Origin of the sequence: Mesorhizobium sp. M4B.F.Ca.ET.058.02.1.1 (assembly GCF_003952505.1) — a bacterium.
GTDB lineage: Bacteria > Pseudomonadota > Alphaproteobacteria > Rhizobiales > Rhizobiaceae > Mesorhizobium.
In genome coordinates this window covers 5755620-5777459 of sequence record NZ_CP034450.1, presented here as the reverse complement: position 1 = coordinate 5777459, position 21840 = coordinate 5755620, and the positions used below count along the sequence as shown (strand labels likewise).

General features: G+C 65.7%; 21 protein-coding genes. 12 read left to right on the top strand and 9 right to left on the bottom strand.

Going from position 1 to position 21840, the window contains the following annotated elements; all coding sequences use genetic code 11:
- Positions 1 to 114 precede the first annotated feature (114 nt).
- The 10 genes from EJ073_RS28105 to EJ073_RS28060 all read left to right on the top strand — a co-directional run bounded on the left by EJ073_RS28105 (position 115) and on the right by EJ073_RS28060 (position 10021).
- Positions 115 to 783 carry a response regulator transcription factor gene (locus EJ073_RS28105; RefSeq protein ID WP_126058474.1) on the top strand — a complete coding sequence of 223 codons (669 nt, stop codon included), beginning with the start codon at positions 115 to 117 and terminating at the stop codon, positions 781 to 783.
- 97 nt (positions 784 to 880) lie between these two features.
- On the top strand, positions 881 to 2134 hold the full coding sequence (locus tag EJ073_RS28100) for a flagellar hook protein FlgE (protein WP_126058473.1): 1254 nt from the start codon (positions 881 to 883) through the stop codon (positions 2132 to 2134).
- 30 nt (positions 2135 to 2164) lie between these two features.
- Positions 2165 to 3598: a flagellar hook-associated protein FlgK gene (flgK, locus tag EJ073_RS28095; RefSeq protein WP_126058472.1), complete on the top strand. Its 1434-nt coding sequence runs from the start codon at positions 2165 to 2167 to the stop codon at positions 3596 to 3598.
- 3 nt (positions 3599 to 3601) lie between these two features.
- Positions 3602 to 4651 (top strand): flagellar hook-associated family protein, encoded by a 1050-nt coding sequence (locus EJ073_RS28090; protein WP_126058471.1) that lies wholly within the window; start codon positions 3602 to 3604, stop codon positions 4649 to 4651.
- 31 nt (positions 4652 to 4682) lie between these two features.
- Positions 4683 to 5030, top strand: coding sequence for a flagellar biosynthesis regulator FlaF (gene flaF / locus EJ073_RS28085; RefSeq protein ID WP_126058470.1), 348 nt, complete (start codon positions 4683 to 4685; stop codon positions 5028 to 5030).
- Positions 5027 to 5470, top strand: coding sequence for a flagellar biosynthesis repressor FlbT (gene flbT, locus EJ073_RS28080; protein WP_126058469.1), 444 nt, complete (start codon positions 5027 to 5029; stop codon positions 5468 to 5470). Before flaF ends, flbT begins: the two co-directional genes overlap by 4 nt.
- Positions 5470 to 5877 (top strand): flagellar hook assembly protein FlgD, encoded by a 408-nt coding sequence (flgD, locus tag EJ073_RS28075; RefSeq protein ID WP_126058468.1) that lies wholly within the window; start codon positions 5470 to 5472, stop codon positions 5875 to 5877. The genes flbT and flgD overlap by 1 nt, the downstream gene beginning before the upstream one ends.
- 22 nt (positions 5878 to 5899) lie before the next feature.
- Positions 5900 to 6166 (top strand): flagellar biosynthesis protein FliQ, encoded by a 267-nt coding sequence (gene fliQ / locus EJ073_RS28070; protein WP_126058467.1) that lies wholly within the window; start codon positions 5900 to 5902, stop codon positions 6164 to 6166.
- A 149-nt stretch (positions 6167 to 6315) separates the two neighbouring features.
- Complete coding sequence (gene asnB, locus EJ073_RS28065) at positions 6316 to 8190, top strand: asparagine synthase (glutamine-hydrolyzing) (protein ID WP_126058466.1); 1875 nt, start codon at positions 6316 to 6318, stop codon at positions 8188 to 8190.
- A 187-nt stretch (positions 8191 to 8377) separates the two neighbouring features.
- Positions 8378 to 10021, top strand: coding sequence for an MFS transporter (locus EJ073_RS28060; protein ID WP_126058465.1), 1644 nt, complete (start codon positions 8378 to 8380; stop codon positions 10019 to 10021).
- 36 nt (positions 10022 to 10057) lie between these two features.
- On the opposite strand, the gene EJ073_RS28055 is transcribed toward EJ073_RS28060, so the two are convergent.
- From EJ073_RS28055 to EJ073_RS28015, 9 genes are all read right to left on the bottom strand, one after another.
- The gene (locus EJ073_RS28055) at positions 10058 to 10426 is read right to left on the bottom strand and encodes a cupin domain-containing protein (protein WP_126058464.1); all 369 of its coding nucleotides are present in this window, start codon (positions 10424 to 10426) and stop codon (positions 10058 to 10060) included.
- A 60-nt stretch (positions 10427 to 10486) separates the two neighbouring features.
- A complete protein-coding gene (locus EJ073_RS28050) occupies positions 10487 to 11872 on the bottom strand; it encodes an FAD-binding oxidoreductase (RefSeq protein ID WP_126058463.1) in 1386 nt (461 codons plus the stop codon).
- Positions 11873 to 11909: 37 nt separating this feature from the next.
- The gene (locus EJ073_RS28045) at positions 11910 to 13025 is read right to left on the bottom strand and encodes an ABC transporter ATP-binding protein (RefSeq protein ID WP_126058462.1); all 1116 of its coding nucleotides are present in this window, start codon (positions 13023 to 13025) and stop codon (positions 11910 to 11912) included.
- Positions 13022 to 13819: an ABC transporter permease gene (locus EJ073_RS28040; RefSeq protein WP_126058461.1), complete on the bottom strand. Its 798-nt coding sequence runs from the start codon at positions 13817 to 13819 to the stop codon at positions 13022 to 13024. Before EJ073_RS28040 ends, EJ073_RS28045 begins: the two co-directional genes overlap by 4 nt.
- The gene (locus EJ073_RS28035) at positions 13819 to 14691 is read right to left on the bottom strand and encodes an ABC transporter permease (protein ID WP_126058460.1); all 873 of its coding nucleotides are present in this window, start codon (positions 14689 to 14691) and stop codon (positions 13819 to 13821) included. The genes EJ073_RS28040 and EJ073_RS28035 overlap by 1 nt, the downstream gene beginning before the upstream one ends.
- Positions 14692 to 14713: 22 nt before the next feature.
- Positions 14714 to 15724, bottom strand: coding sequence for a PotD/PotF family extracellular solute-binding protein (locus tag EJ073_RS28030; RefSeq protein WP_245455784.1), 1011 nt, complete (start codon positions 15722 to 15724; stop codon positions 14714 to 14716).
- A gap of 106 nt (positions 15725 to 15830) precedes the next feature.
- The gene (locus EJ073_RS28025) at positions 15831 to 16490 is read right to left on the bottom strand and encodes an XRE family transcriptional regulator (protein ID WP_126058459.1); all 660 of its coding nucleotides are present in this window, start codon (positions 16488 to 16490) and stop codon (positions 15831 to 15833) included.
- 146 nt (positions 16491 to 16636) lie between these two features.
- Entirely contained in the window at positions 16637 to 18418 is a 1782-nt protein-coding gene (locus EJ073_RS28020) for a chloride channel protein (protein WP_126058458.1), read from the bottom strand.
- 146 nt (positions 18419 to 18564) lie between these two features.
- A complete protein-coding gene (locus tag EJ073_RS28015) occupies positions 18565 to 18864 on the bottom strand; it encodes a putative quinol monooxygenase (protein WP_126058457.1) in 300 nt (99 codons plus the stop codon).
- A gap of 139 nt (positions 18865 to 19003) precedes the next feature.
- Between EJ073_RS28015 and flhA the strand changes: the two genes are divergently transcribed.
- Positions 19004 to 21091 (top strand): flagellar biosynthesis protein FlhA, encoded by a 2088-nt coding sequence (gene flhA, locus EJ073_RS28010; protein WP_126058456.1) that lies wholly within the window; start codon positions 19004 to 19006, stop codon positions 21089 to 21091.
- Positions 21088 to 21840 (top strand): flagellar biosynthetic protein FliR, encoded by a 753-nt coding sequence (fliR, locus tag EJ073_RS28005; protein WP_126058455.1) that lies wholly within the window; start codon positions 21088 to 21090, stop codon positions 21838 to 21840. Before flhA ends, fliR begins: the two co-directional genes overlap by 4 nt.

Here is a 21840-nt window from a genome sequence, read left to right as displayed (position 1 = left end):
GTCCCCAAAAAACTCCCAAGAAAATAGCTACAAGAAATGACGGTTGTTCAGGATTCCCGCCACCGGTTACGCCTCCTTCCACGGGGCAAATGAGATGATTCGGAGGGCGGGCCGATGATCGTGATCGTAGACGAGCGTGAGCTCGTAACTGAAGGCTACAGCTCACTTTTCGATCGCGAGGGGGTCGCCAGCGCGGGCTTCGCGCCGAGCGAGTTCGGGGAGTGGGTGAGCTCGGCCGCCGACACCGATCTGCGCTCGGTCAGGGCCTTCCTCATCGGCGACTGCCGCGAGGGTGCGATCTCGCCGCGACAGATCCGCGACCGCACCGGCGCACCGGTGATCGCGCTCAGCGAACAGCACTCGCTCGAAAACACGCTGCGGCTGTTCGAGAGCGGCGTCGACGACGTCATCCGCAAGCCGGTTCACATCCGCGAGATTCTGGCCCGCATCACCGCCATCCGCCGCCGCGCGCATGAGGACGTGACCTATACCGAGGTCGGCTCGATGCGCATCTTCATGGACGGCCGTGATCCGGAGATCGACGGCGAGCCGCTGCCTCTGCCGCGCCGCGAGCGACGCATCCTCGAATATCTCGCCAGCAACCGCGGCCGACGGGTCACCAAGACCCAGGTATTCAACGCCATCTACGGCATCTTCGACGAAGAGGTCGAGGAGAACGTGGTGGAAAGCCACATCAGCAAGCTGCGCAAGAAGCTGCGCGAAAAGCTCGGCCATGATCCGATCGATTCCAAGCGCTTCCTCGGCTACCGGCTGGTGTTCTGATGGCCGAAACCCGCGCCAGCCTCGCGCAAGACACGCGGCATAGGCTCGCGGCCACTGTCATGGGCCCCACCGTCGTGGGTATTGAGGAGACGTTTCGATGAGCCTCTACGGAATGATGCGGACCGGCGTCTCCGGCATGAACGCGCAGGCCAATCGCCTGTCCACGGTCGCCGACAACATCGCCAACTCCGACACTACGGGCTACAAGCGCTCCTCCGCCGAATTCTCGACGCTGATCATGCCGGGCACCGGCGGCGCCTACAATTCGGGCGGCGTCACGACGACGATCCGCTCCGCCATCAGCTCGCAAGGCGTGCTGCAATACACCACCTCGGTATCCGACCTTGCCGTAAACGGCGATGGCTTCTTTGTCGTGCAGGATCCGAGCGGCACGCCCTATCTGACCCGCGCCGGCGCCTTTGTCGCCGACGCCCAGGGCAGGCTGGTCAATGCCGCCGGCTATCAGCTGATGGCCTACAGCTACGCCAATGGCGATCCTGCGGCGACGGCCAACGGTTTCGAGGGCCTGGAGCCCGTGCAGATCTCCGACCAGGAAATGACCGCGACGCCGAGCACCGAAGGCGTCTTCAGCGGCAATCTGCCGGCGGGTGCCACCCCGCCTGCGGGCGCCTTGCCGTCCAGCAACAGCGCGACCGCTGAATACACCTCGAAGTCGTCGCTGGTCGCCTACGACAATCTCGGCAACAAGGTGCTGCTCGACGTCTATTTCACCAACACCGGCTCAGGCGCCTGGGAGGTCTCGGTCTTCGACCAGTCCAAGGCCACGGCCGGCACGTCCTTCCCCTATACCGGCGGCGCGCTGGCCTCGGCCAACCTGACTTTCGACACCACCACCGGCAAGCTCACCGGCGCCACCACCGGCATCTCCTTCACCGTGCCGAACGGCTCCACCCTCGACCTCGACATGTCGAAGCTGACCCAGCTCGGCACCGGCTTCACGGTTTCCGAGGCCGAGGTCAACGGCAACGCGCCGAGCACGATCGAGAAAATCCAGATCGGCCAGGACGGCATCATCTACGCACAGTATGAGGACGGCTCCACCAAGCCGCTCTACAAGATCCCGCTGGCCGACGTGACGAGCCCGGACCGGCTCACCGCCCTGCCTGGCAACGTCTACGCGCAGAGCACCGATTCCGGCGCGGTGCGCATCGGCTTCGCCAATGAAGGCAAGCTCGGCTCGATCGTCTCCGGCGCGCTGGAAAATTCCAACGTCGATATCGCCGAGGAACTGACCAACATGATCGCGGCGCAGCGCAGCTACACCGCCAATTCGAAAGTCTTCCAGACCGGTTCCGACCTGATGGATGTCCTTGTCAACCTGAAGAGATAACTGTCGGGCCCCGGCCCGTGAAAGACCCGCATGTCGCTGACCTCCGCCTTGAGCATCGCACAGTCGGCGCTCCTGACCACCTCGAAGCAGACCAGCATCGTCTCGCGCAATGTCGCCGATGCTTCCAATAGCGACTATGCCCGCCGCACGGCTGTCGTCACCAGCACGGCGCCGGGCGCCCGCTCGGTGGAGATCCAGCGGGCGGCCAACGACCTCCTGTTCCGGCAGAATTTGAGCGCGCTCTCCGCATGGAGCGGCCAGAGCGCGCTTTACAGCGGTATGGACCAGCTGGAGCTGGCCGTCAACGGCGTCGACAACGCGTCCTCGCCCTCGACCGCGATCGCCAATCTGCAGCAGGCGCTGCAACTCTACGCGACGACGCCGTCCAACCAGAATCTGGGCGCCAGCGTCATCGACGCGGCCAGGGACGTCGTGCGCTCGCTGAATGACGGCACCCAGGCGATCCAGGATTTCCGCACCCAGACCGACGGTCAGATCGCCACCGCGGTCGATGACCTCAACAAGCTGCTCAGCCAGTTCCAGGACGCCAACAAGGCCGTCATTTCCGGAACCCGTTCGGGCACCGACGTGTCCGACGCACTCGACCAGCGCGACGCGATCCTGAAGAAGATCGCCGAATATGTTCCCGTCTCGACCTTCACGCGCGGCGACAACGACATGGTCATCACCACCACGGACGGCACGACGCTGTTCGAGACGGTGCCGCGCTCGGTGACCTTCACGCCCTCGTCCGGCTACACCGCCGGCACTCCCGGCAACACCATCTCCATCGACAACGTGCCGCTCTCGGCCGGCAGCGGCGGCAATACCAGCGCCGTCGGCAAGCTCGCCGGCCTGATCACCTTGCGCGACGGCGTCGCCGCCACCATGCAGAGCCAGCTCGACGAGACCGCCCGCGGGCTCATCACCGCCTTTGCCGAGACCTCCTCGTCGCAGCCCGATGCCGCCGGCCTGTTTACTTGGTCCGGCGCGCCCGGCATTCCCGCCGCCGGCACGCTGGTCGACGGCCTTGCCGGCTCGATCAGCGTCAACGCCGCCATGACCCCGGCGCTGCTGCGCGACGGCGGCGCCAATGGCGCTGCCTATGTCCTCAACACTTCCGGCTCGTCCTACGCCAACCTCCTGATCGCCTATGGCGACCGGCTCGACCAGCCGATGGCTTTCGATGCCGCCGCCGGTATCACGGCGACATCCAGCGTCGCCGACTACGCCGCCAACTCGATCGGCTGGTTCGAAGGCGTGCGCCAGCAGGCCTCGACCACCGCCGACGCCAAGGAGGCGCTGGCGACGCGCACGGCCGAGGCGCTGTCCAACGACACTGGCGTCAATGTCGATCAGGAAATGTCGCTGCTGCTCGACCTCGAACACACCTACCAGGCCTCCGCCCGCATGATGAAGACCGTCGACGACATGCTGGACGCCCTGATGAATGCCGTGGGATAATCGATGAAAGCGACAGCCGTCTCCTCAGCCGCAATATCCAACGCCATGCGCTACCAGCAGATGCGCATGCAGTCCGATCTGGTCAAGGCGACGAAGGAGTCAACGACCGGCAAGGTCGCCGATGTCGGCCTGGCGCTCGGCGGGCGCACGACCCAGGCCGTGACCTTCCAGCGCGATCTCGACCGGCTGAACGGCATCATCGATTCCAACGCGCTGGTCGCCGCCCGGCTGACATCGACGCAGGATGCGCTTGGCCAGCTCTCCGACGTCGCGCAGAACTTTCTTTCGGCCTTGACCAGCGCCGTGTCCGGCGATTCCTCGACCAGCATCACCCAGCAGGCCGGCGCGTCGGCGCTGCAGCAGATGACCGGCATCCTAAACACCAGCGTGAATGGCGAGTATCTGTTCGCCGGCACCAACACCGACGTCAAGCCGGTCGACGATTTCACCGCCGCCGGCTCGCCCGCCAAGGCCGCTTTCGACGCCTCCTTCGTCGCCTATTTCGGCTTCACCCAGAGCGACCCGGCCGCGGCCAACATCACTGCCGCCCAGATGGACGACTTCATCACCACCAGCATCGAGCCGCAATTCCTCGGCTCGGGCTGGCAAGGCACCTGGTCGAACGCCACCGACGAGCAGATCACCAGCCGCATCGCGCTGAACGAAACCACGCAGACCTCGGTCAGCGCCAATGAGGACGGCATCCGCAAGCTCGCCATGGCGGCGGCGATGGTCGCCAACCTGTTCTCCGGCAACATCAGCGATGCCGCCAAGAACACCGTCGTCAGCCGCGCCCAGACATTGGTCGGCGAGGCCATCGGCGGCATCGTCCAGGTGCGCTCGGAGGTCGGCCTAACCCAGAAACGTGTCTCCGACGCCAGCGACCGCATGAAGACCCAGGTCGACCTGTTCGAGAAGCATATCATCGATCTCGAGGGCGTCGATCCCGCCGAGGCCGCGACCCGCGTCGCCGACCTGACGCAGCATATCGAGACCTCTTTCGCGTTGACCGCGCGCCTGCAGCAGCTCAGCCTGCTGAATTACCTGACCTGAAAACTTCCACCGGAACGGCAGAGCCCCGACGATGTATCAATTCTCCTACGCCGACATCCAGACCGACTCCGTCACCGACGCCAAGGACCGCGAGCGGGAATTGCTCACCCGCTCGATCGACATGCTGTCGGCCGCGGCCGCGGTCGGCCAGGATTCCATGGAAGCGATCGAGGCGCTGCACTTCACCAACCGCATCTGGACCACCTTCGTCGAGGATCTCGGCTCCAGCGACAACGCCCTGCCCAAGGAACTGCGCGCCAACCTGATCTCCATCGGCCTGTGGCTGCTGCGCGAGGCCGAGGACATCCGCCAGGGCCGCACCAACAATTTCGAGGGCCTGATCGAGGTGTCCCAGATCATCCGGGATGGCATTCAATGACCAACACGCTGAAGATATCGCTGAAGCCGAACGAGAAGATCTACATCAACGGCGCCGTCATCCGCGTCGACCGCAAGGTCACGATCGAGCTGATGAACGACGTGCAGTTCCTGCTCGAAAGCCACGTCATCCAGGCCGACCAGGCGTCGACTCCGCTCAGGCAGCTCTACTTCATCCTGCAGGTCATGCTGATGAACCCGTCGGGCGCGTCGGAGGCGCGTGACATGTTCCGACGCTCGCTGCCCATGCTGCTGGCGAGCTTCGAGGACGCCGAAATCTGCAGTGCGCTGAAGCAGATCGACCGCATGGTCGGCGAGGACCATATCTATGAGGCGTTGAAGGCGATCCGCGCGCTCTATCCGCTCGAACGCCGCGCGCTTGGCGGCAACGACGATGTTCCGGGCGCGCCGCGCCCAATGGCCGTGGGAGCTCGATACTGATGAACGTGGACATGACGACCGCCATACCGACCGGTGCCAATTCGACCACCACGTCGACCTCCAAGACCGCCGTCGATTACCAGTCGTTCCTGAAGCTCCTCATCGCCGAGATGAAGAACCAGGATCCGACAAAGCCGATGGACTCGACGCAGTATGTCGCCCAGCTCGCCACCTTCTCGCAGGTCGAGCAATCGGTGCAGACCAACACCAAGCTCGACCAGATCATGCAGTCCTCGGCCCTGTCGCAGGCCGATGCGCTGATCGGCCGTTCGATCACATCCGCTGACGGCAAGACGTCGGGCACGGTGGCCTCCGTGCGCCTGGCCAGCAGTGGTCTTATCGCGGTGCTGCAGAACGGCACGGAAGTCGCTGTCGGCCCCGGCGTCACGATCAAGCCGGCCAGCTAGCGACCGGCTTGGGTCACAACGCATGAACGAGGCCGACGCGCTCGATATCGTCCAGTACGCGGTGTGGACGGTGCTGACCGCTTCCGCGCCGGTGGTGCTGGTGGCAATGGCGGTCGGCATCGGCATCGCGCTGATCCAGGCGCTGACCCAGATCCAGGAAATCACCCTGACCTTCGTGCCGAAGATCGTCGCCATCATGCTGGTGGTGGCACTGACCGGCCCGTTCATCGGCGGCCAGATATCGGCCTTCACCAACGTCATCTTCGAGCGTATCGAGCACGGCTTCTGAGGCGGGAGGCGGAGTGCCTACTCCTTGCGCTCACCGGACGGCTTGCGGGCAGCCCTGTTGCGGCTAGATTGTGAATTGCGCGGCGTGGGCGCCACTGGTCTCAGGCGGTCTTCGAAAATCATGGGGCAGACTAAACCGGCCGGCAGGCCATGTGCGGAATAGCCGGCGTCTGGCGAAAGCGCGACCCGATCGGCGCCGGCGACCTGTCGGACATCGCCCGCATGATGCAGGCGCTGGCGCATCGCGGACCGGACGACCACGACAGCTGGAGCAGCAGCCGGCTCGCCCTGGGGCACCGCCGGCTTGCCATCATCGATCCCTCGCCCGCCGCCCGCGAGCCGATGCTGACCGCATGCGGCGAGGGCGTGCTCGCCTACAATGGCGAGGTCTACAACTACCGCTCGCTGCGCCAGACGATCGAGACGGAAGGCTGCGTTTTCCGCAGCGTCTCCGACACCGAAGTGGTTCTGCAGGCCCTGCATCATTGGGGTCCTGAAAAGGCCGTGCCGTTGTTCGACGGCATGTTTTCCTTTGCCTACTTCGACGCGCGCGACAACGCCCTGTGGCTCGCCCGCGACCGCCTCGGCATCAAGCCGATGGCGGTGGCCGAGACGGCCGAGCGGATCCTGTTCGCTTCCGAGGACAAGGCGATCCTCGCCAGCGACGGTTTTGCCCGCCGCATCGATGCGCGCGAGATCACCTTGCGGCTCGCCTGGCAGCACCGCGATTCGAGCCACAGCCTGTTCGACGGCATCGAACGGCTGCCACCGGCCGGCCTCTGGAAGATCACCGAAGCGGGCATCGAGAAGCGCTGCTTCTGGCACGTCCTCGACGTGCTGGAGGCGGCGCGCATCATCGGCGACCGGACCTCCGACGACGAGCATATGGCGCGGCTCGAAGCGCTGATCGAGGACAGCGTCGATATCCACTGCATCGCCGACGCCAGCATCGCCACGGCCTGTAGCAGCGGCGTCGATTCCGGTCTGATTACGGCGCTGTCGAAGCGCTTCAGGCCGGAGATTCACGGCTATGTCGTCGATCCCCGGCTTGGCCGCAGCGAGGCGGAAAACGCCGAACGGACCGGCCGTCGCGCCGGCGTCCCCCTGCGCCGGGTGCCGGTCGACAGGAACCGGTTCCTCGAGCTCTGGCCGAAAGCGGTCTGGCATCTTGAGAGCGACGGCTGGCACGCAAGCCATGTCGGGCTTCTGGCGCTTGCCGAGCAATGCCGGACCGACGGCGTCAAGGTGCTGCTTACCGGCGAAGGCGCCGACGAGCTTTTCGGCGGCTACAAATGGCAGGCCGAAAGCATGCGGCCCTGGCGCGCATGGTCATGGCCGGGACGGCTGTTCCGCTCGCGGCGCTGGCTCGATCGCAAATTCGGGCGCATGCGCCATGCGCCCTTCAAGACATCGACCGGCAATAGCTCCGCCTCGGAGCGCAATCTCGTGCTCAGGGCGCTGTCGCCGGAACTCAACTTCCTCCAGACCAGGATATTCGACCGGCTTGAGCCAGTGACGCCGCTCGGCGATCGCGCCTTCCTCGGAGCTTGCCTCTACGATCTCTATTCGCATCTGCAGGACTTGCTCAACCGACACGACAGGCTGAGCATGGCTGCCTCGGTGGAACTCAGGGTTCCCTTCCTCGAAAACCGGCTGATCGATTTCGCGATCCATTTGCCGAGGCGTCAGAAATTGCGCGGCAGGACCGGCAAGTGGCTTTTGAAGAAGGTCGCCGAAAAGCACCTGCCGCGCGAGAATGTCTACGCGCCGAAGAAAGGTTTCGAGATCTCGTCGGGCTTCACCCAGGGTAGCCAGGGCCTGCTGCGCGGCGGCTATCTGCGCGATGCCTTGAAATGGCCGGCCGCCGCCGTCGAAGACCTTGTCGACCTGGCAAAGCGCGACGAGGCCTCGAGGCTGCGCCTCGTCGGCATGGAACTGTTCCTGCGCCTCAATGCCGGCGGCGAGACGGCGGACAGCCTGACCCAGGCGCTGCATGCGGCCGCCGCGGATGCGCGCGCGCATTGAGCAGCGGTTGGTCCAAGGCGGCCAGACCATTGGCTTAGCCGCGCCAGGACGTATTTTTGCCTCGCTATCCTGTTGTTGGAGCATAATCTTTTTCAGGCAAGGGTCCGCCCCGCGTCGCCATGCTCCATCTCCGGAGATGGACATCCGCGTCGGCTGGGCCAACGACATGTGAAGCGGGACAGCACGGATGATCGACGACGAGCCGGACAGCGAACGCGTCTCGGCGCTGGCGCCGTTCCGGCACGGCATCTTCCGCGCCGTCTGGTCGGCCAGCCTTGTTTCGAACTTCGGCGGCCTCATCCAGGGCGTCGGCGCCGCATGGATGATGACCACGATCGCCACCTCCTCCTACCAGGTGGCGCTGGTCCAGGCCTCGACCACCTTGCCGATCATGCTGTTCGCGCTCATTGCCGGTGCCATCGCCGACAGCTTCAACCGGCGCAAGGTGATGCTGGTGGCGCAGTCGTTCATGCTGGTCGTCTCGGCGCTGCTCACCGTGTTCACCTGGTTCGGCTGGATGACACCTTGGACGCTGCTTGCCTTTACCTTCCTGATCGACAGCGGTACGGCGCTCAACAGCCCGTCATGGCAGGCCTCGGTGGGCGACATGGTGCCCCGCGCCAAGGTGCCGGCGGCGATCGCGCTCAACTCGATGGGCTTCAACATCACACGCAGCGTTGGCCCGGCGATCGGCGGCGTCATCGTTGCCGCCGCGGGTGCAGCCGCCGCCTTTGCCGCCAATGCCGTCAGCTATATCGGACTGATCGTCGTGCTGTTCCGCTGGAAGCCGGAAGTACCCGCGCCGACGTTGCCGCGCGAGGCACTCGGCGCGGCGATGGGCGCGGGGCTGCGCTACGTCGCGATGTCGCCCAATATCGGCAAGGTGCTGGCGAGAGGCTCGGCCTTCGGCTTCAGCGCCGGCGCCGTGCTGGCGCTCCTGCCGCTGGTGGCGCGCGACGTCGTCAAGGGCGATGCCTTGACCTATGGCATCATGCTCGGCGCTTTCGGCATCGGCGCGGTCGGCGGCGCGCTGATCAGCGTGCGGCTGAGGCAGTTGCTCTCCAGCGAAACGATGGTGCGCGCCGCCTTTGCCGGCTTTGCGCTCTGCGCCTTCAACGCTGCCGTCAGCCACAATGCCTGGCAGACGTCGGCCGGCCTGCTTGTCGGCGGTGCCTGCTGGGTGATCGCGCTCTCGCATTTCAACGTCACGGTGCAGATGTCGACGCCGCGCTGGGTGGTGGGCCGTGTGCTGTCGATTTACCAGACGGCGACCTTCGGCGGCATTGCCCTGGGCAGCTGGATCTGGGGCGTCGTCGCCGACGCCCATGGCGCCGAGGCTGCGTTGATGGCGGCCGCCATCGCCATGCTGGCGGGTGGCGCGATTGGCTTCTTCCTGCCTTTGCCGAAGCAGACCGTCCTCAACCTCGATCCACTCAACAGGTTCAAGGAGCCGATGCTGGCGCTCGACTTGAAGCCGCGCAGCGGCCCGATCGCCATTATGATCGAATACGTCATCCGCGCGGAGGACGAGCCGGAATTCCTCGCCACCATGGCCGAACGCGGGCGCATCCGCCGCCGCGACGGCGCCCGCAACTGGACGCTTGCCCGCGATCTTGAAAATCCAGGCATCTGGATCGAGCACTACCACACGCCGACCTGGGTCGAGTACATCCGTCACAACAGGCGTGCCACCCATGCCGACGCCGTGGTCGGCGAGCGCATCCGCGCGCTTCACAGCGGCGAGGAGCCGCCGCGCGTACGCCGCATGATCGAGCGCCCGACTACTGCCGGCACGACCCTTGTCTCACCCAAGGGGCCGATCGATCACTAACCTGCGTCTTTCGGCTCGGAAGATCGACCTCGCCATTCAGCCGGCGCTCTGGATCATGTAGAGCTTGCGTGTCGTCTCGTGGATCAGCCATTCGCCCTTCCACCCTTGCGGCAGGACGAGCAGGTCTCCCGGTCCGAGTTCGCGCATTTTGCCGTCGGCACGGCTCACTTCAGCGCGGCCGGAAATGATATGGCAGATCTCCGACGAGCCGGAACGATCGGCGGTGAAGCGGCCGGGCGTGCACTCCCAGATGCCGATATCGATGGTCCCGTCAGGCGACCGGAAGAGCGAGCGCACCGCCTCGACCTGACCTCCCTCAATGGAGGTCGGCTTGGGTGAGAACGCCCCGATAAGGGCCGTGGCGAGGTCGTGGAAGGTCGAAAGGTCGATCAAGTTGGGCTCCATGGGTCAAAGCGATTCCAGGAAAAGCAAGCAGCTGTTTCCTGTCCGCAATTGCGAAACGCTCTAGTGGCCGGTGATGGCGTCGGCGAGGGCGGCAAGCTTCGAGGTGTGCGAAAGCCCGGCGGCCTCACGGCGATCGGCGAGATGGTAGAGCTGGTACATCGAGTGCACGCCGAGCCAGCGGAAGGGCTCCGGCTCCCAGCGCCGCACCTTGCGGTTGACCCAAGGCAGGCGCGTAAGCTCCGTGTCCTGGCCAAGGATCAGGTCGGCGAGCGTGCGCCCCGACAGGTTGGAGCTAGAGACGCCGAGCCCGACATAGCCGCCGGCCCAGCCGATGCGGGTCGTCGGGTCGAGGCCAACCGTCGTGCACCAGTCGCGCGGCACGCCGAGCACGCCGCACCAGGCATGCTCGATGCGGCAGCCCGCCGTCTGCGGCAGCAGCGTCGTCAGGATCTGATGCAGCTGGTCGATCGTCGCCTGCTGCGTCTGGCCGTTGACGTCGGTGCGCGAGCCGTAGCGATAGGGCACGCCGCGCCCGCCCATGGTGATGCGCCCCTCGCGCGTGCGCTGGGCATAGCAATAGGCATGGGCGGCGCTGCCGAGCAGCTCATGCCCTTCCCAGCCGATCGCGCGCCACAGTTCAGGCGACAGCGGCTCGGTCACGATCTGCGCGCTGTTGAGGGCCAGCCAGGTCCGTTCCTCGCCGGGAATGCCAGCCGTAAAACCCTCGGTGGCGCGGATGATGGTTTCTGCCCGCACCGTGCCGCGGTTGGTCGTCACGCAGCCCTTGGCGGTGGCGGTCACCGTCGTCTTCTCGTAGATCGGCACACCCAGCCGCTCGACGGCGGCGGCAAGGCCGCGCACCAGCTTGGCCGGCTGCACCCGCGCCTGGCCATGGACGACGAAGCCGCCAAGGACGTTGCGGACATTGATGCGCGCCCGGGTCGCCGCTTGATCGAGCATCTCGACGCGGTTCGGATCGACGTCCCAGGCGCGGATCGTCTCGCACTCCTCGCGGGCGCGTTCGAGCTGCGCCGGGTTGGTGGCCACCGTCAGATTGTCGACGCGGCGAATGTCGGCATCGATGCTCTCAGCGGCCGCCACCCGGATCACCTCGTCGACGCAGCCGGCCATGGCCGCCTGCATGGCGCTGACACCTCGCCGGGTCGAGGTCTTGAGATATTTCTCGCGCGACCAGGTGAAGCCGCCCGACAGCCAGCCGCCATTGCGGCCCGACGCGCCGAAGCCGGCGAATTCGCGCTCGATCAGCGCGATGCGCAGCGACGGTCTCGCCTTCTTCAGATAGTAGGCGGTCCAAAGGCCGGTGTAGCCTGCGCCGACGATGGCGACATCGGCCTCGATATCGCCGGGCAAGGGCGGCCGCGGCGCGGGAACCCCGCCGATATCCGCATACCAGAACGATATGTCGCCGTTGCGCTTGGCTTGCATGGGATGACTTCCGGATTGGTTGGCGGATTGATCGGGATCAGGTCAGCGTCGTGTCGGCGGCGCTGTCGTCGGCCAAAAGCTTGGCGTCGGCGCCGTCGAAGCAAAGCTCCACCTGCTCTCCCAGCCCAAAGCTGTCGCCGGTTAGCGGCGAGCGCACGATCGCCGTGGAGCCGTCGGCGAGCCTGACTTCGTATTTCGATCCTGAGCCGAGATAGATGGCTTCCGCAATTGTCCCCGGCAGCCGGTTGGCGCCATTTGCCCCGTTGTGGCCGGGCCGGCGGATGGCCAGCTTTTCTGGACGCAGCAGCATCACCGGGCTGGCCTCCCCGTTGATGCGCCTTGGCGCCGTCACCGTCTCGCCGGCGATGCTGAGCGCGGTGCTCGTGCCGTCGCTCCGCGCCTCGCCGCGCAACACCGTGGAGTCGCCGATGAAGCGGCCGACGAACAGCGTCGCCGGTTCGTCGTAGAGCTGCCGGCCGGTGCCGACCTGCTCGATCTGGCCGCGATTGAACACCGCAATGCGGTCCGAGAGCACCAGCGCCTCTTCCTGGTCGTGCGTGACATAGACGAAGGTGGTGCCGAGCTCGCGATGGATGCGCTTGATCTCAAGCTGCAGCCATTCGCGCAGCTTTTTGTCGAGCGCGCCGAGCGGCTCGTCCATCAACAGCAGCGGGGGGTCGAAGACGATGGCGCGGGCCAGCGCCACGCGCTGCTGCTGGCCGCCCGACAATTCGCTAGGGTAGCGATGCGCGAAGTCGCCCATTTTGACCATGTCGAGCGCCCGCGTCACCCGCGCCTTGCGCTCATCCTGCCCGACGCCGCGCAACGTCAGTGGATAGGCCACGTTGCGGCCGACCGTCATGTGCGGGAACAGCGCGTAGTGCTGGAAGACGACGCCGATGTTGCGCTTGTGCGCCGGCACGCCGACCACGCTTTTGTCCCCGACCAGGAGCTTGCCGCTGGTCACATCGGTGAAGCCGGCGATGACGTTGAGCGTCGTCGTCTTGCCGGAGCCGCTTGGCCCGAGCAGCGTCATGAATTCGCCGGGCTCGATGCGAAGCGAGACGCCGTCCAGCGCCTTGAAGCCGCCATAGGCCTTGCTGATCGACTCCAGGTCGATCGCCGCGCCCTTGCTCGCCTGCCTTGGGTTCATTGGCGTCCCTTCCGCTCGCGGCCAAGGAGAAGCATGCCGCCACCGATCAGGATCGTGGTGGCGCACAAAAGGATCGTGCCGACCGCGGCGACCGTCGGGTCGGCGTCGCGCGTGATGGAAGAGAAGATCTGCACGGGCAATGTCTTCAGGTAGGGATTGGTGATGAACAGCGACACGACGATCTCGTCGAAGGAGGTGGCGAAGGCGAACAGCAGGCCGGATAGGATGCCGGGCAGGATCAGCGGCAGCGTTACCGTGCGGAACGTCGTCAGCGCACCGGCGCCGAGGCTCGCCGCCGCCGTCTCCAGCCGCCTGTCGAACACTTCGAGACTGGCTGAGACGGCGATCAGCACGAAAGGAAGCGCAAGGATGGTGTGGGCAAGCACGAAGCCCAGCATCGTTCCGACCAGGTGGGTGTCGAGATAGACGGCATAAATGCCGATGGCCAGCACCACGCCGGGCACCACCATCGGCGTCAGCATCAGCATCCGCAAAAGGTTGGCCGGCCGCGCCTTCATGCGGTCGAGGCCAAAGGCCGCCAGCGTGCCGAGCACCGTCGCCAGCACCGCCACCAACGAGGCAACCTTGAGCGAGTTCAGGAAGCTGGTGGACCATTCCGGGCTGGTGGCGAAGTTCTGGTACCATTGCCAGGAGAAGCCTTGCGGCGGAAACGCCAGCGACTTGTTGGCGTTGAACGACATCGGCACGACGACGAGCGTCGGCGCCACCAGCCATATCGCCACCAGCAGGCAGACGAGCCCGAGGACGACGCGCGTGAGGGGCTTCATCTCCATCAGCGTCGCCCCGCTTCCCGGTGCCTGGAGCGCATCACCGGCGCCGCCAGCGCCAGCAGCAGGAAGGTGGCGACGAGCAGCACCACGCCCATCGCGCCGCCACGGCCCCATTGCAGCAGGCTGAGCACCTGCGTCTGCACCAGCGTCGACAGCATGGTCGAGCGCGGGCCGCCGAGCAGCGCCGGCGTGATGTAGAAGCCCAGCGCCAGGATGAAGACGATGATGGCACCGGCATGGACGCCCGGCAGCGACAGCGGCAGGTAGACGGTGAAGAACGCGCGGAACGGTGACGCGCCGAGGCTCCGCGCCGCTCGCATTAGCCTGAGGTCGATGCCTTTCATGACCGAATAGAGCGGCAGGATCATGAATGGCAAAAGCACCTGCGCCATGCCGATCACCACGCCGGTCTGGGTGCGGATCAGCTTGACGCCGCTGAAGCCAGCCGCGCGCAGCAGCGAATTGATGACGCCCGAATCCTGCAGCAGGATCACCCATGACAACGTGCGCACCACCCCGCTCACCCAGAACGGGATCAGCACGCAAAGCACCAGCATCAACCGGACGCGCGGTCCGACCGCAGTCATGAGATAGGCGTAAGGATAGGCCGAGACCACGCACACCAGCGTCACCCAGGCCGAGATGGTGAAAGTCCGCCGCAGAACCGTGAGATTGACGGGCGCGCCGAAGAACCAGGCATAGTTCTGCACGCCCCATTCCGGCTCCGATAGGCTGCGCAGCACGATGGTGAGCAGCGGATAGCCGATCACCGCGATGAGCAGGATGAGCGCCGGCAGCGCGAGCGCGTACGGCCTCCACGCCCGTCCCGGCCACCCTAGGGCGGCGGGCTGGATCGTGGAATCGGACGCGCTCACGACCTTTGTCTCCGTTCGCCCCTTAGTTGCCGGCCATCATCGCCGACCACTTCTCCTGCGCCGCCTGGAAGTTCTCGACCCAGAACTTGATGTTCTGCTTGTAGCCCTGGCTCTGGCGATCGGGCGTGTTGGTCAGGAAGGCGGCGACGGAGGCGTCGACCTTCGGCTGCGCCTCATTGTTGATCGGCGTATAGGAGGTCGTCTGCGTCAGCACCTCCTGCGACTGCTTGCCGAGATAGGCATTGAGCAGCGCATAGGCGGCATCCGTGTCCTTGACGCCGACGGGAATGGTCATCTGGTCCATCACCACCAGCCAGTCCTGCCAAGCCGGCGCGTATTTGGCGCCGTTCTTGACCGCGGTCATGGCGCGGCCGGTCCACATCATCAGCATGTCGGCCTCGCCGGATTCGGCGAGCTGCTGCGATTCGGCGCCCGTCTTCCAGTAGATGGTGTCGGGGCCGAGCTTACGCACCACGTCGATGGCCTTGTCGATATCGGCTGCCGTCATCGCCTTCGGATCGCCGCCGCCGACCTTGAGGGCCTGCTCCAAGAGGCCCCCGGTGAAGTCGCCGGAGCCGTCGATGCCGCGCACGCCCGGGAACTTTGCCGTGTCGAAGAAGTCGGCCCAGCTCTTGGGCGGGTTATCCTTGTACTTCTCGGTGTTGTACATCAGCACGACGCCATAGTTCATCGCCGGCACCGAGCACTCGCTGACCTGGCCCTCTGGAATGTGCGAGACGTCGAGCTTGGAGAGGTCGAGCTTCTGGAACAGCTTGCCGCAATAGACGTAAGGCGGGAAGTCGGCGGTATCGACCACGTCCCAGGTCACGTTGCCGGACTCCACCTGCGCCTGCAGCTTGGCGATCTCGGTCGGGCCGTCATTGAGCAAGGTGACGCCGGACTTTTCGACGAACTCCTTAAGCGCGGCCACCTGGCCGTCCTGGTAGATGCCGCCGAAGGAGACGAACGTCAGGGTCTTGCCCTTCAGCGAACCTTCCTTGACCGCGCCGGCGACAGGGTTCTCCTGCGCCATCGCAGCCGTGCCCAGAAAGCCGAGCACCATCGCCGCGCCAAATGCCAAAACGTGTCGACTTCAGCATGATTGTCATTCTCCCATTGCTACCCGCGTTTGATCGGAACTACCTGGCCGCGAGCGGTTTCCAGGCCGTATATTGGTCGAGCTCGGCGCGCGCCGAGGTCGGTGGCGCGATGATCCACATCACCTCGGCGCGGCCGCTGCCGATGTTCTCGCTGCGATGCGGCGTCGAGGTCGCGTATTCGATGCTGTCGCCTTCCTCGAGCACGTGGCGCGCGTCGCCGAGCGAAACCTCCAGGACCCCACGCAGGACGACAAGCATCTCGTGCGCGTCGCCATGGGTGTAGAGATCGGGCCCGGTCGAGCCGCCAATGTCGAATTCGCCGATATAGACTTCCATGTCGCTGAGCGGCGGGCGCGACAAAAGCATCTTGCGGCAGCCGTCGCTGGGCGGCAGGCTCGGCCGCTCGCTGCGCCGCAAGACCCCATGGTTCTGCTCGGCACTTTCCTCGAACAGCATCGCCACGCTGACGCCGAGCGCCGAAGCCATCTGGTTGAGCGAGGCAGTGCTGGCGCCGGTCAGGCCGCGCTCGAGCTGGCTGATGAAGCTGGCGCTGGTTCCGGTTGCCTCGGCAAGCTCCCGCAGTGACAGCCTGCGGGCGAGCCGAAGGGTTTTCAGGCGCATTCCCAGCACCTGATGGGCATGCGTAGCGGCCGGTGCGTCGCCCGTCTTTGCCGAAGCTTGGCCGGAAGCCTTGCTCATGCCGTCTCCTCCTCCACTTAACAGACTGTACAGTGCCACTGTACATCTGACAAGTCGCGCGTGGCGCCAGAGCCGCGCCTATGGCTAGGCCAGGCAAGTCGGCGGGTTGAGGTCGGCAGATCGATAAGGGAGGTGCGGGAGACGCGCTAGCCTTCGCCGGAGAGGTCCCGTCGCGCCTTGTCCAGTTCCTCGGCATAGCGCCGCATCAGATGGCTTTCGGTCAAAAGGCCGAGCACGACGCGGTCGGCGAAATCCTCGACCACGGCCAGTTCCTCGGCACCGGCGCGCTGGAAGGTTTCGGCCGCCGTCTGGACGTTCATGGAAGGCACCAGCACGGCGTCCTTGAACCGGGCAAGCGACCACACCGGCGTCTCGCCGTCCGCAAGCTCGCTGTGCAGTTCCGCCACGATCAGCACGCCGACATAGTGCTGGCCTTCATCCACGGCGATGACGCGCTGCGCCGAGCCCAGCGGCACCGCCTTGCGAAAGGCGCCGAGCGTCGTCGCGGCATCGATGGTGCGGACATCCTTGCGCATCATCGAGCCGACGGTGAGGCTGCGCATCCAGCCGACGTCGTGGGCGCTGCGGATGGTCTCGCCGCGCAGGTGGAAACGCCAGGTCGAGAAGGAGTAGCCGAAGGTCTCGCGCACCAGCATCGCCGCCATGATCGAAGCCGCCAGCACGACGCCGGTCAGCGTCAGGTCGCGTGTCGATTCCAGCGCCAGGAAGGTCATCGTCAGCGGCGCGCCGACGACGCCGACGGCGAGCGAGGTCATGCCGACGACGGCGGCGACGGCCGGGTCGATGCCGGTCGCCGGCGAGACGGTGGCCATCACGCCGGCGAAGACCTTGCCGAGCAGCGCGCCGAGAAACAGCGAGGCGAAGAACAGGCCGCCGCGAAACCCCGAGCCGAGCGAGATCGCCGAGGCCGCCAGCTTCAGCACGAAGACGCTGGCGACGACGCCAAGCCCATAGTTCATCGCGAATTCGCGATGCAGCGCGCCATGGCCGCTGGACAGCACCTGCGGCGTGACTAGGCCGAGCAGCCCGACAAGGATGCCGCCGATGAAGGGCCGCAGCGACGCATCGACCGACAGCCGGGCAAAGCCGTGCTCGATCAGGCTGACCAGATGCATGATGGCGATCGAGGCGGCGCCCCCGAGCAGGCCGAGCAGCAGGAACGGGATGTACTGGCTGGCGGTCAGCGCCGGCAGGCCGGACAGTTCCAGCGGAAAAGGCACGACGCCGAACACCTCGGCGGTCAGCGAGGCGCAGATGGCCGCCGTCATCACCGGCGCGACATTGGCGACCGAATAGATGCCGATGATCAGCTCGAAGCCGTAGAAAGCGCCGGTCAGCGGCGCGTCGAAGGCGGCGGCGATGGCGCCGGCGGCGCCGCAGCCGACGAGGATGCGCACGTCGTTGCGGCGCAGCCTGAAGGCGCGCGCCAGCCGCGACGCCAGACCAGAGCCAACCTGCGTGTAGCCGGCCTCCAGCCCGACCGAGGCGCCGAAGCCGCTGGACAGCACCGTCTGGCCGACGATGATGAACGTGTCGGTGAGCGACATACGCCCGCCATAGAGCGCGTTGGCCTCGATCGGATCGACCGGAGTGCGGAACTTGCGCCTCCTGAGCCAGATCACGGTCAGCCCAAGCAGGATGCCGCCGATCGCCGGGATCAGCGCCTGCATCGGGCTTGCCAGCGAGAACATCGCCGACAGCCGGCCGCCCGGCTGCACACCGTACAGCATCCAGTGCATGCCTTGCACCAGTTCGCTCATGCCGGTGACCAGCGCGCCCGACATCACCCCGACGACACCCGCAAGCACGACGATGACGATGCCGCGCGCCTCGAGCAGCGGGATCGATCGGGTCAGCACCGCGCGAAGCCGGCGGGCGTAGACTTGGCTGTGGTTTGTGGCAGTCATCGGAGCGGTTGGCCGATTTCCGAAGGGAATGGAAAGCTGCCGTGCCTGATACGCCGGGCGGCATGCGTGGCTATTGCAATGCCGCCTGCTTGTGGCGCCATTTTGGCGCCGCTCGATCGGAATGATATCGATGAGGGGGGCCCGCTTCAGATCGGCCTGGCGTCGCCGGCTTCGTAGAGCACGAGGTTGCGGTCGCCGATGCCGAGGGCCGCCCAGCTCGCGCGCCAGTCGGCGATGTGCGGCGTGCGGAAATGCGCCTCGAGCGCGGCCCTGTCGTTCCACACTTCCGTGACGCGGATCAGCCCTGCGTCGAGGATGTCCTGCGCATATGAATATTCGAGGCAGCCCGGCTCGGCGTGGCTCGCCGAAACCATCTTCTCCATGGCCGGCCTTGCCTCGTCCAGCCTATGCGCCGGCAGGCGGATGGTGCCGATAATCACGAGCATGCCGGTCCCCTTCTGAAGGTTGCGCGCGGCTGAGGATGCCGCCCATCGGCAGTAGCCAGTCTCCCACCCTCGCGCAAGCTTGGCTGGTTAGGCTCGAAAGGCTGCCGCGCGTTCGGCGCGCTGGAGACTTGAGGACGATATGGCGATCAGCGAAACAATCCCGGCCGGCCTGGTGGCCAAGAACGGCCGCGACGTCTTCTTCGCGCTGGGCATCGTCGTCATCCTGGCGGTGCTGTTCTTGCCGATCCCGGCCTTCCTCATCGACATCGGCCTTGCCTTCTCGATCGCGCTGTCGGTGCTGATCCTGATGGTGGCGCTGTGGATCCAGCGGCCGCTCGACTTCTCCTCCTTCCCGACCGTGCTGCTGATCGCCACCATGCTCAGGCTGTCGCTCAACATCGCCACCACGCGCATGATCCTCTCGCACGGCAGTGAGGGCACGCACGCGGCCGGCTATGTCATCTCCGGCTTCTCGAAGCTGGTGATGTCGAGCGACTTCGTCATCGGCCTGATCGTCTTCCTGATCCTGATCGTGGTGAATTTCATCGTCATCACCAAGGGCGCCACCCGTATCGCCGAGGTTGGCGCCCGCTTCACCCTCGACGCCATCCCCGGCAAGCAGATGTCGATCGACGCCGACCTCTCCGCCGGCATGATCGACGAGAAGACGGCGCAGCTGCGCCGCCGCGAGCTGGAAGAGGAATCCTCCTTCTTCGGCTCTATGGACGGCGCCTCGAAATTCGTGCGCGGCGACGCCATCGCCGGCCTCATCATCACCGCCATCAACATCGTCGGCGGCATCGCCATCGGCTACATCCGCCACGGCATGGGTATGGGCGAAGCCGCCGACGTGTTCATCAAACTGTCGGTCGGTGACGGCCTCGTCACCCAGATCCCGGCGCTGATCGTCTCGCTCGCCGCCGGCATGCTGGTCTCCAAGGGCGGCACCCGCGGCTCGGCCAACCAGGCCGTGTTCGGCCAGCTCGGCGCCCATCCGCGCGCGCTCTACGTCGCGGCGTTCCTGCTGGTCATCCTCGGCCTCATGCCCGGCCTGCCGCTGTTCCCGTTCTTCGCGCTTGCTGGCGGCATGGCCGGTCTCGGCTACGTCATTCCGATGCGCCAGAACCGCGCCATGGCCGCCGCCGAAGCACTGAGGGACGAGGAGAAGGCCAAGAAGGCCGAGGAAGAGAAGAACTCAGTCAAGGCCTCGCTCGCCACCGCCGAGATCGAGCTGCTGATCGGCAAGCAGCTGTCGACGCGCTTGCTTGTGTCACATCAGGAGCTGGTCTTCCGCATGGCCAAGATGCGCAAGAAGTTCGCCCAGCAATACGGCTTCGTCGTGCCGGAAGTGCGCGTCGCCGACGACTTCGCCATCCCGCCGAAGAGCTACCAGATCAAGGTCCACGGCACGGTCGTCGCCGAGTACCAGATGCGCGTCGGCGAGATCATGGTGCTGCTCGGCACCCGCGACGTGCCGGACCTGCCCGGCGAGGAGATCCGCGAGCCGGCTTTCGGCATGCGCGCCTTCTCGGTGCTGGAGACCTTCGCCGAGGACCTGAAGCGTGAGAACTACACCTATGCCGACAACATGTCGGTGCTGCTCACCCATCTCTCCGAGGTCATCCGCAACAACCTGCCGCAGCTTCTCTCCTACAAGGACATGAAGGCGCTGCTCGAGAGGCAGGATCCGGAATACCGCAAGCTCGCCGACGAGATCTGCACCTCGCACATCTCCTATCCCGGCCTGCAGGCGGTGCTGAAGCTTCTGCTCGCCGAGCGCGTCTCGATCCGCAACCTGCATCTGATCATCGAAGCCATCGCCGAGATCGCGCCGCATGTGCGCCGCACCGAACAGATTGTCGAGCACGTGCGCATCCGCATGGCGCAGCAGATCTGCGGCGATCTTTCCGAGGGCGGCGTGCTCAAGGTTCTGCGTCTCGGCAACCGCTGGGACCTCGCCTTCCACCAGAGCCTCAAGCGCGACGCCAAGGGCGAGGTGCGCGAGTTCGACATCGACCCGCGTCAGCTCGAGGAATTCGGCCAGGATGCGACCAAGGCGATCCGCAAGCATCTGGAAGCCGGCGAGCGCTTCGTGCTGGTCACCGCGCCGGACGCGCGCCCCTATGTGCGCATGATCATCGAGCGCCTGTTCACCACGTTGCCGGTGCTCTCCCATGTCGAGATCGCCAAGGGCGTCGAGATCAAGGTGCTCGGGACGATCTCGTGAGCGCGCTCTCGCAAGGCGTCGTCATCGCCGCCTTCCTGGCTTTCTGCCGCATCGGCGCCTGTTTCATGCTGATGCCAGGCCTGTCGAGTGCGCGCGTGCCGATCCAGGTCCGGCTCTTCGTGGCGGTCGCCGCCACCGGCGGCCTGCTCGCCTTCCTCTGGGACCGCATCTACCCGTATGTCGATCCCCGCCCGCAGGTCCTGGCGCCGATGATCGTCTCGGAACTCTTGGTCGGCGGGCTGATCGGCGCCATGACCCGGCTCTATATGGAGGCGCTGCGCTTCATGGGCTCGGCCATCGCCACGCTGATCGGCTATGGCGGCGCCGGCGGCCCGGCGATCGAGGAGCCGGAGCCGCAGGCGGCGCTGGCCGCCATCATCTCCTTCTCGGCATTGCTGCTGCTCTTCGTCTTCGACTTCGACCACGAGATCGTGCGCGCTCTGGTCGCCTCCTACACGGTCGCGCCGGTCAACGTCTTCTTCAATCCGCAGGCGGCGCTCGTCGATCTCACCGACACCGTGTCGGACGCCTTCTTCCTGGTCATCCGCCTCGGCAGCCCGTTCGTCGCCTATGCCATCCTGGTCAATCTGACCATCGGCTTCGTCAACAAGCTGACGCCGCAGATCCCCGTCTACTTCATCTCGCTGCCTTTCGTCATCGCCGGCGGCCTGATCCTCTTCTACCTCGCCATCGGCACCATGCTGTCGCTGTTCGTCGACGGCTTTGTCGACCTGACACTGGCACGGTGA

Excerpts from the sequence above, each read along its gene's own strand:
- flaF (WP_126058470.1), top strand. The coding sequence starts at position 4,683 with ATGTATCAATTCTCCTACGCCGACATCCAGACCGACTCCGTCACCGAC.
- EJ073_RS28045 (WP_126058462.1), bottom strand. The coding sequence starts at position 13,025 with ATGAACCCAAGGCAGGCGAGCAAGGGCGCGGCGATCGACCTGGAGTCG.
- EJ073_RS28030 (WP_245455784.1), bottom strand. The coding sequence starts at position 15,724 with ATGGCGCAGGAGAACCCTGTCGCCGGCGCGGTCAAGGAAGGTTCGCTG.
- EJ073_RS28090 (WP_126058471.1), top strand. The coding sequence starts at position 3,602 with ATGAAAGCGACAGCCGTCTCCTCAGCCGCAATATCCAACGCCATGCGC.
- flgK (WP_126058472.1), top strand. The coding sequence starts at position 2,165 with ATGTCGCTGACCTCCGCCTTGAGCATCGCACAGTCGGCGCTCCTGACC.
- EJ073_RS28025 (WP_126058459.1), bottom strand. The coding sequence starts at position 16,490 with ATGAGCAAGGCTTCCGGCCAAGCTTCGGCAAAGACGGGCGACGCACCG.
- EJ073_RS28060 (WP_126058465.1), top strand. The coding sequence starts at position 8,378 with ATGATCGACGACGAGCCGGACAGCGAACGCGTCTCGGCGCTGGCGCCG.
- flgD (WP_126058468.1), top strand. The coding sequence starts at position 5,470 with ATGAACGTGGACATGACGACCGCCATACCGACCGGTGCCAATTCGACC.
- EJ073_RS28040 (WP_126058461.1), bottom strand. The coding sequence starts at position 13,819 with ATGGAGATGAAGCCCCTCACGCGCGTCGTCCTCGGGCTCGTCTGCCTG.
- flhA (WP_126058456.1), top strand. The coding sequence starts at position 19,004 with ATGGCGATCAGCGAAACAATCCCGGCCGGCCTGGTGGCCAAGAACGGC.
- EJ073_RS28105 (WP_126058474.1), top strand. The coding sequence starts at position 115 with ATGATCGTGATCGTAGACGAGCGTGAGCTCGTAACTGAAGGCTACAGC.
- EJ073_RS28020 (WP_126058458.1), bottom strand. The coding sequence starts at position 18,418 with ATGACTGCCACAAACCACAGCCAAGTCTACGCCCGCCGGCTTCGCGCG.
- flbT (WP_126058469.1), top strand. The coding sequence starts at position 5,027 with ATGACCAACACGCTGAAGATATCGCTGAAGCCGAACGAGAAGATCTAC.
- EJ073_RS28100 (WP_126058473.1), top strand. The coding sequence starts at position 881 with ATGAGCCTCTACGGAATGATGCGGACCGGCGTCTCCGGCATGAACGCG.
- fliQ (WP_126058467.1), top strand. The coding sequence starts at position 5,900 with ATGAACGAGGCCGACGCGCTCGATATCGTCCAGTACGCGGTGTGGACG.
- asnB (WP_126058466.1), top strand. The coding sequence starts at position 6,316 with ATGTGCGGAATAGCCGGCGTCTGGCGAAAGCGCGACCCGATCGGCGCC.
- EJ073_RS28015 (WP_126058457.1), bottom strand. The coding sequence starts at position 18,864 with ATGCTCGTGATTATCGGCACCATCCGCCTGCCGGCGCATAGGCTGGAC.
- EJ073_RS28050 (WP_126058463.1), bottom strand. The coding sequence starts at position 11,872 with ATGCAAGCCAAGCGCAACGGCGACATATCGTTCTGGTATGCGGATATC.
- EJ073_RS28055 (WP_126058464.1), bottom strand. The coding sequence starts at position 10,426 with ATGGAGCCCAACTTGATCGACCTTTCGACCTTCCACGACCTCGCCACG.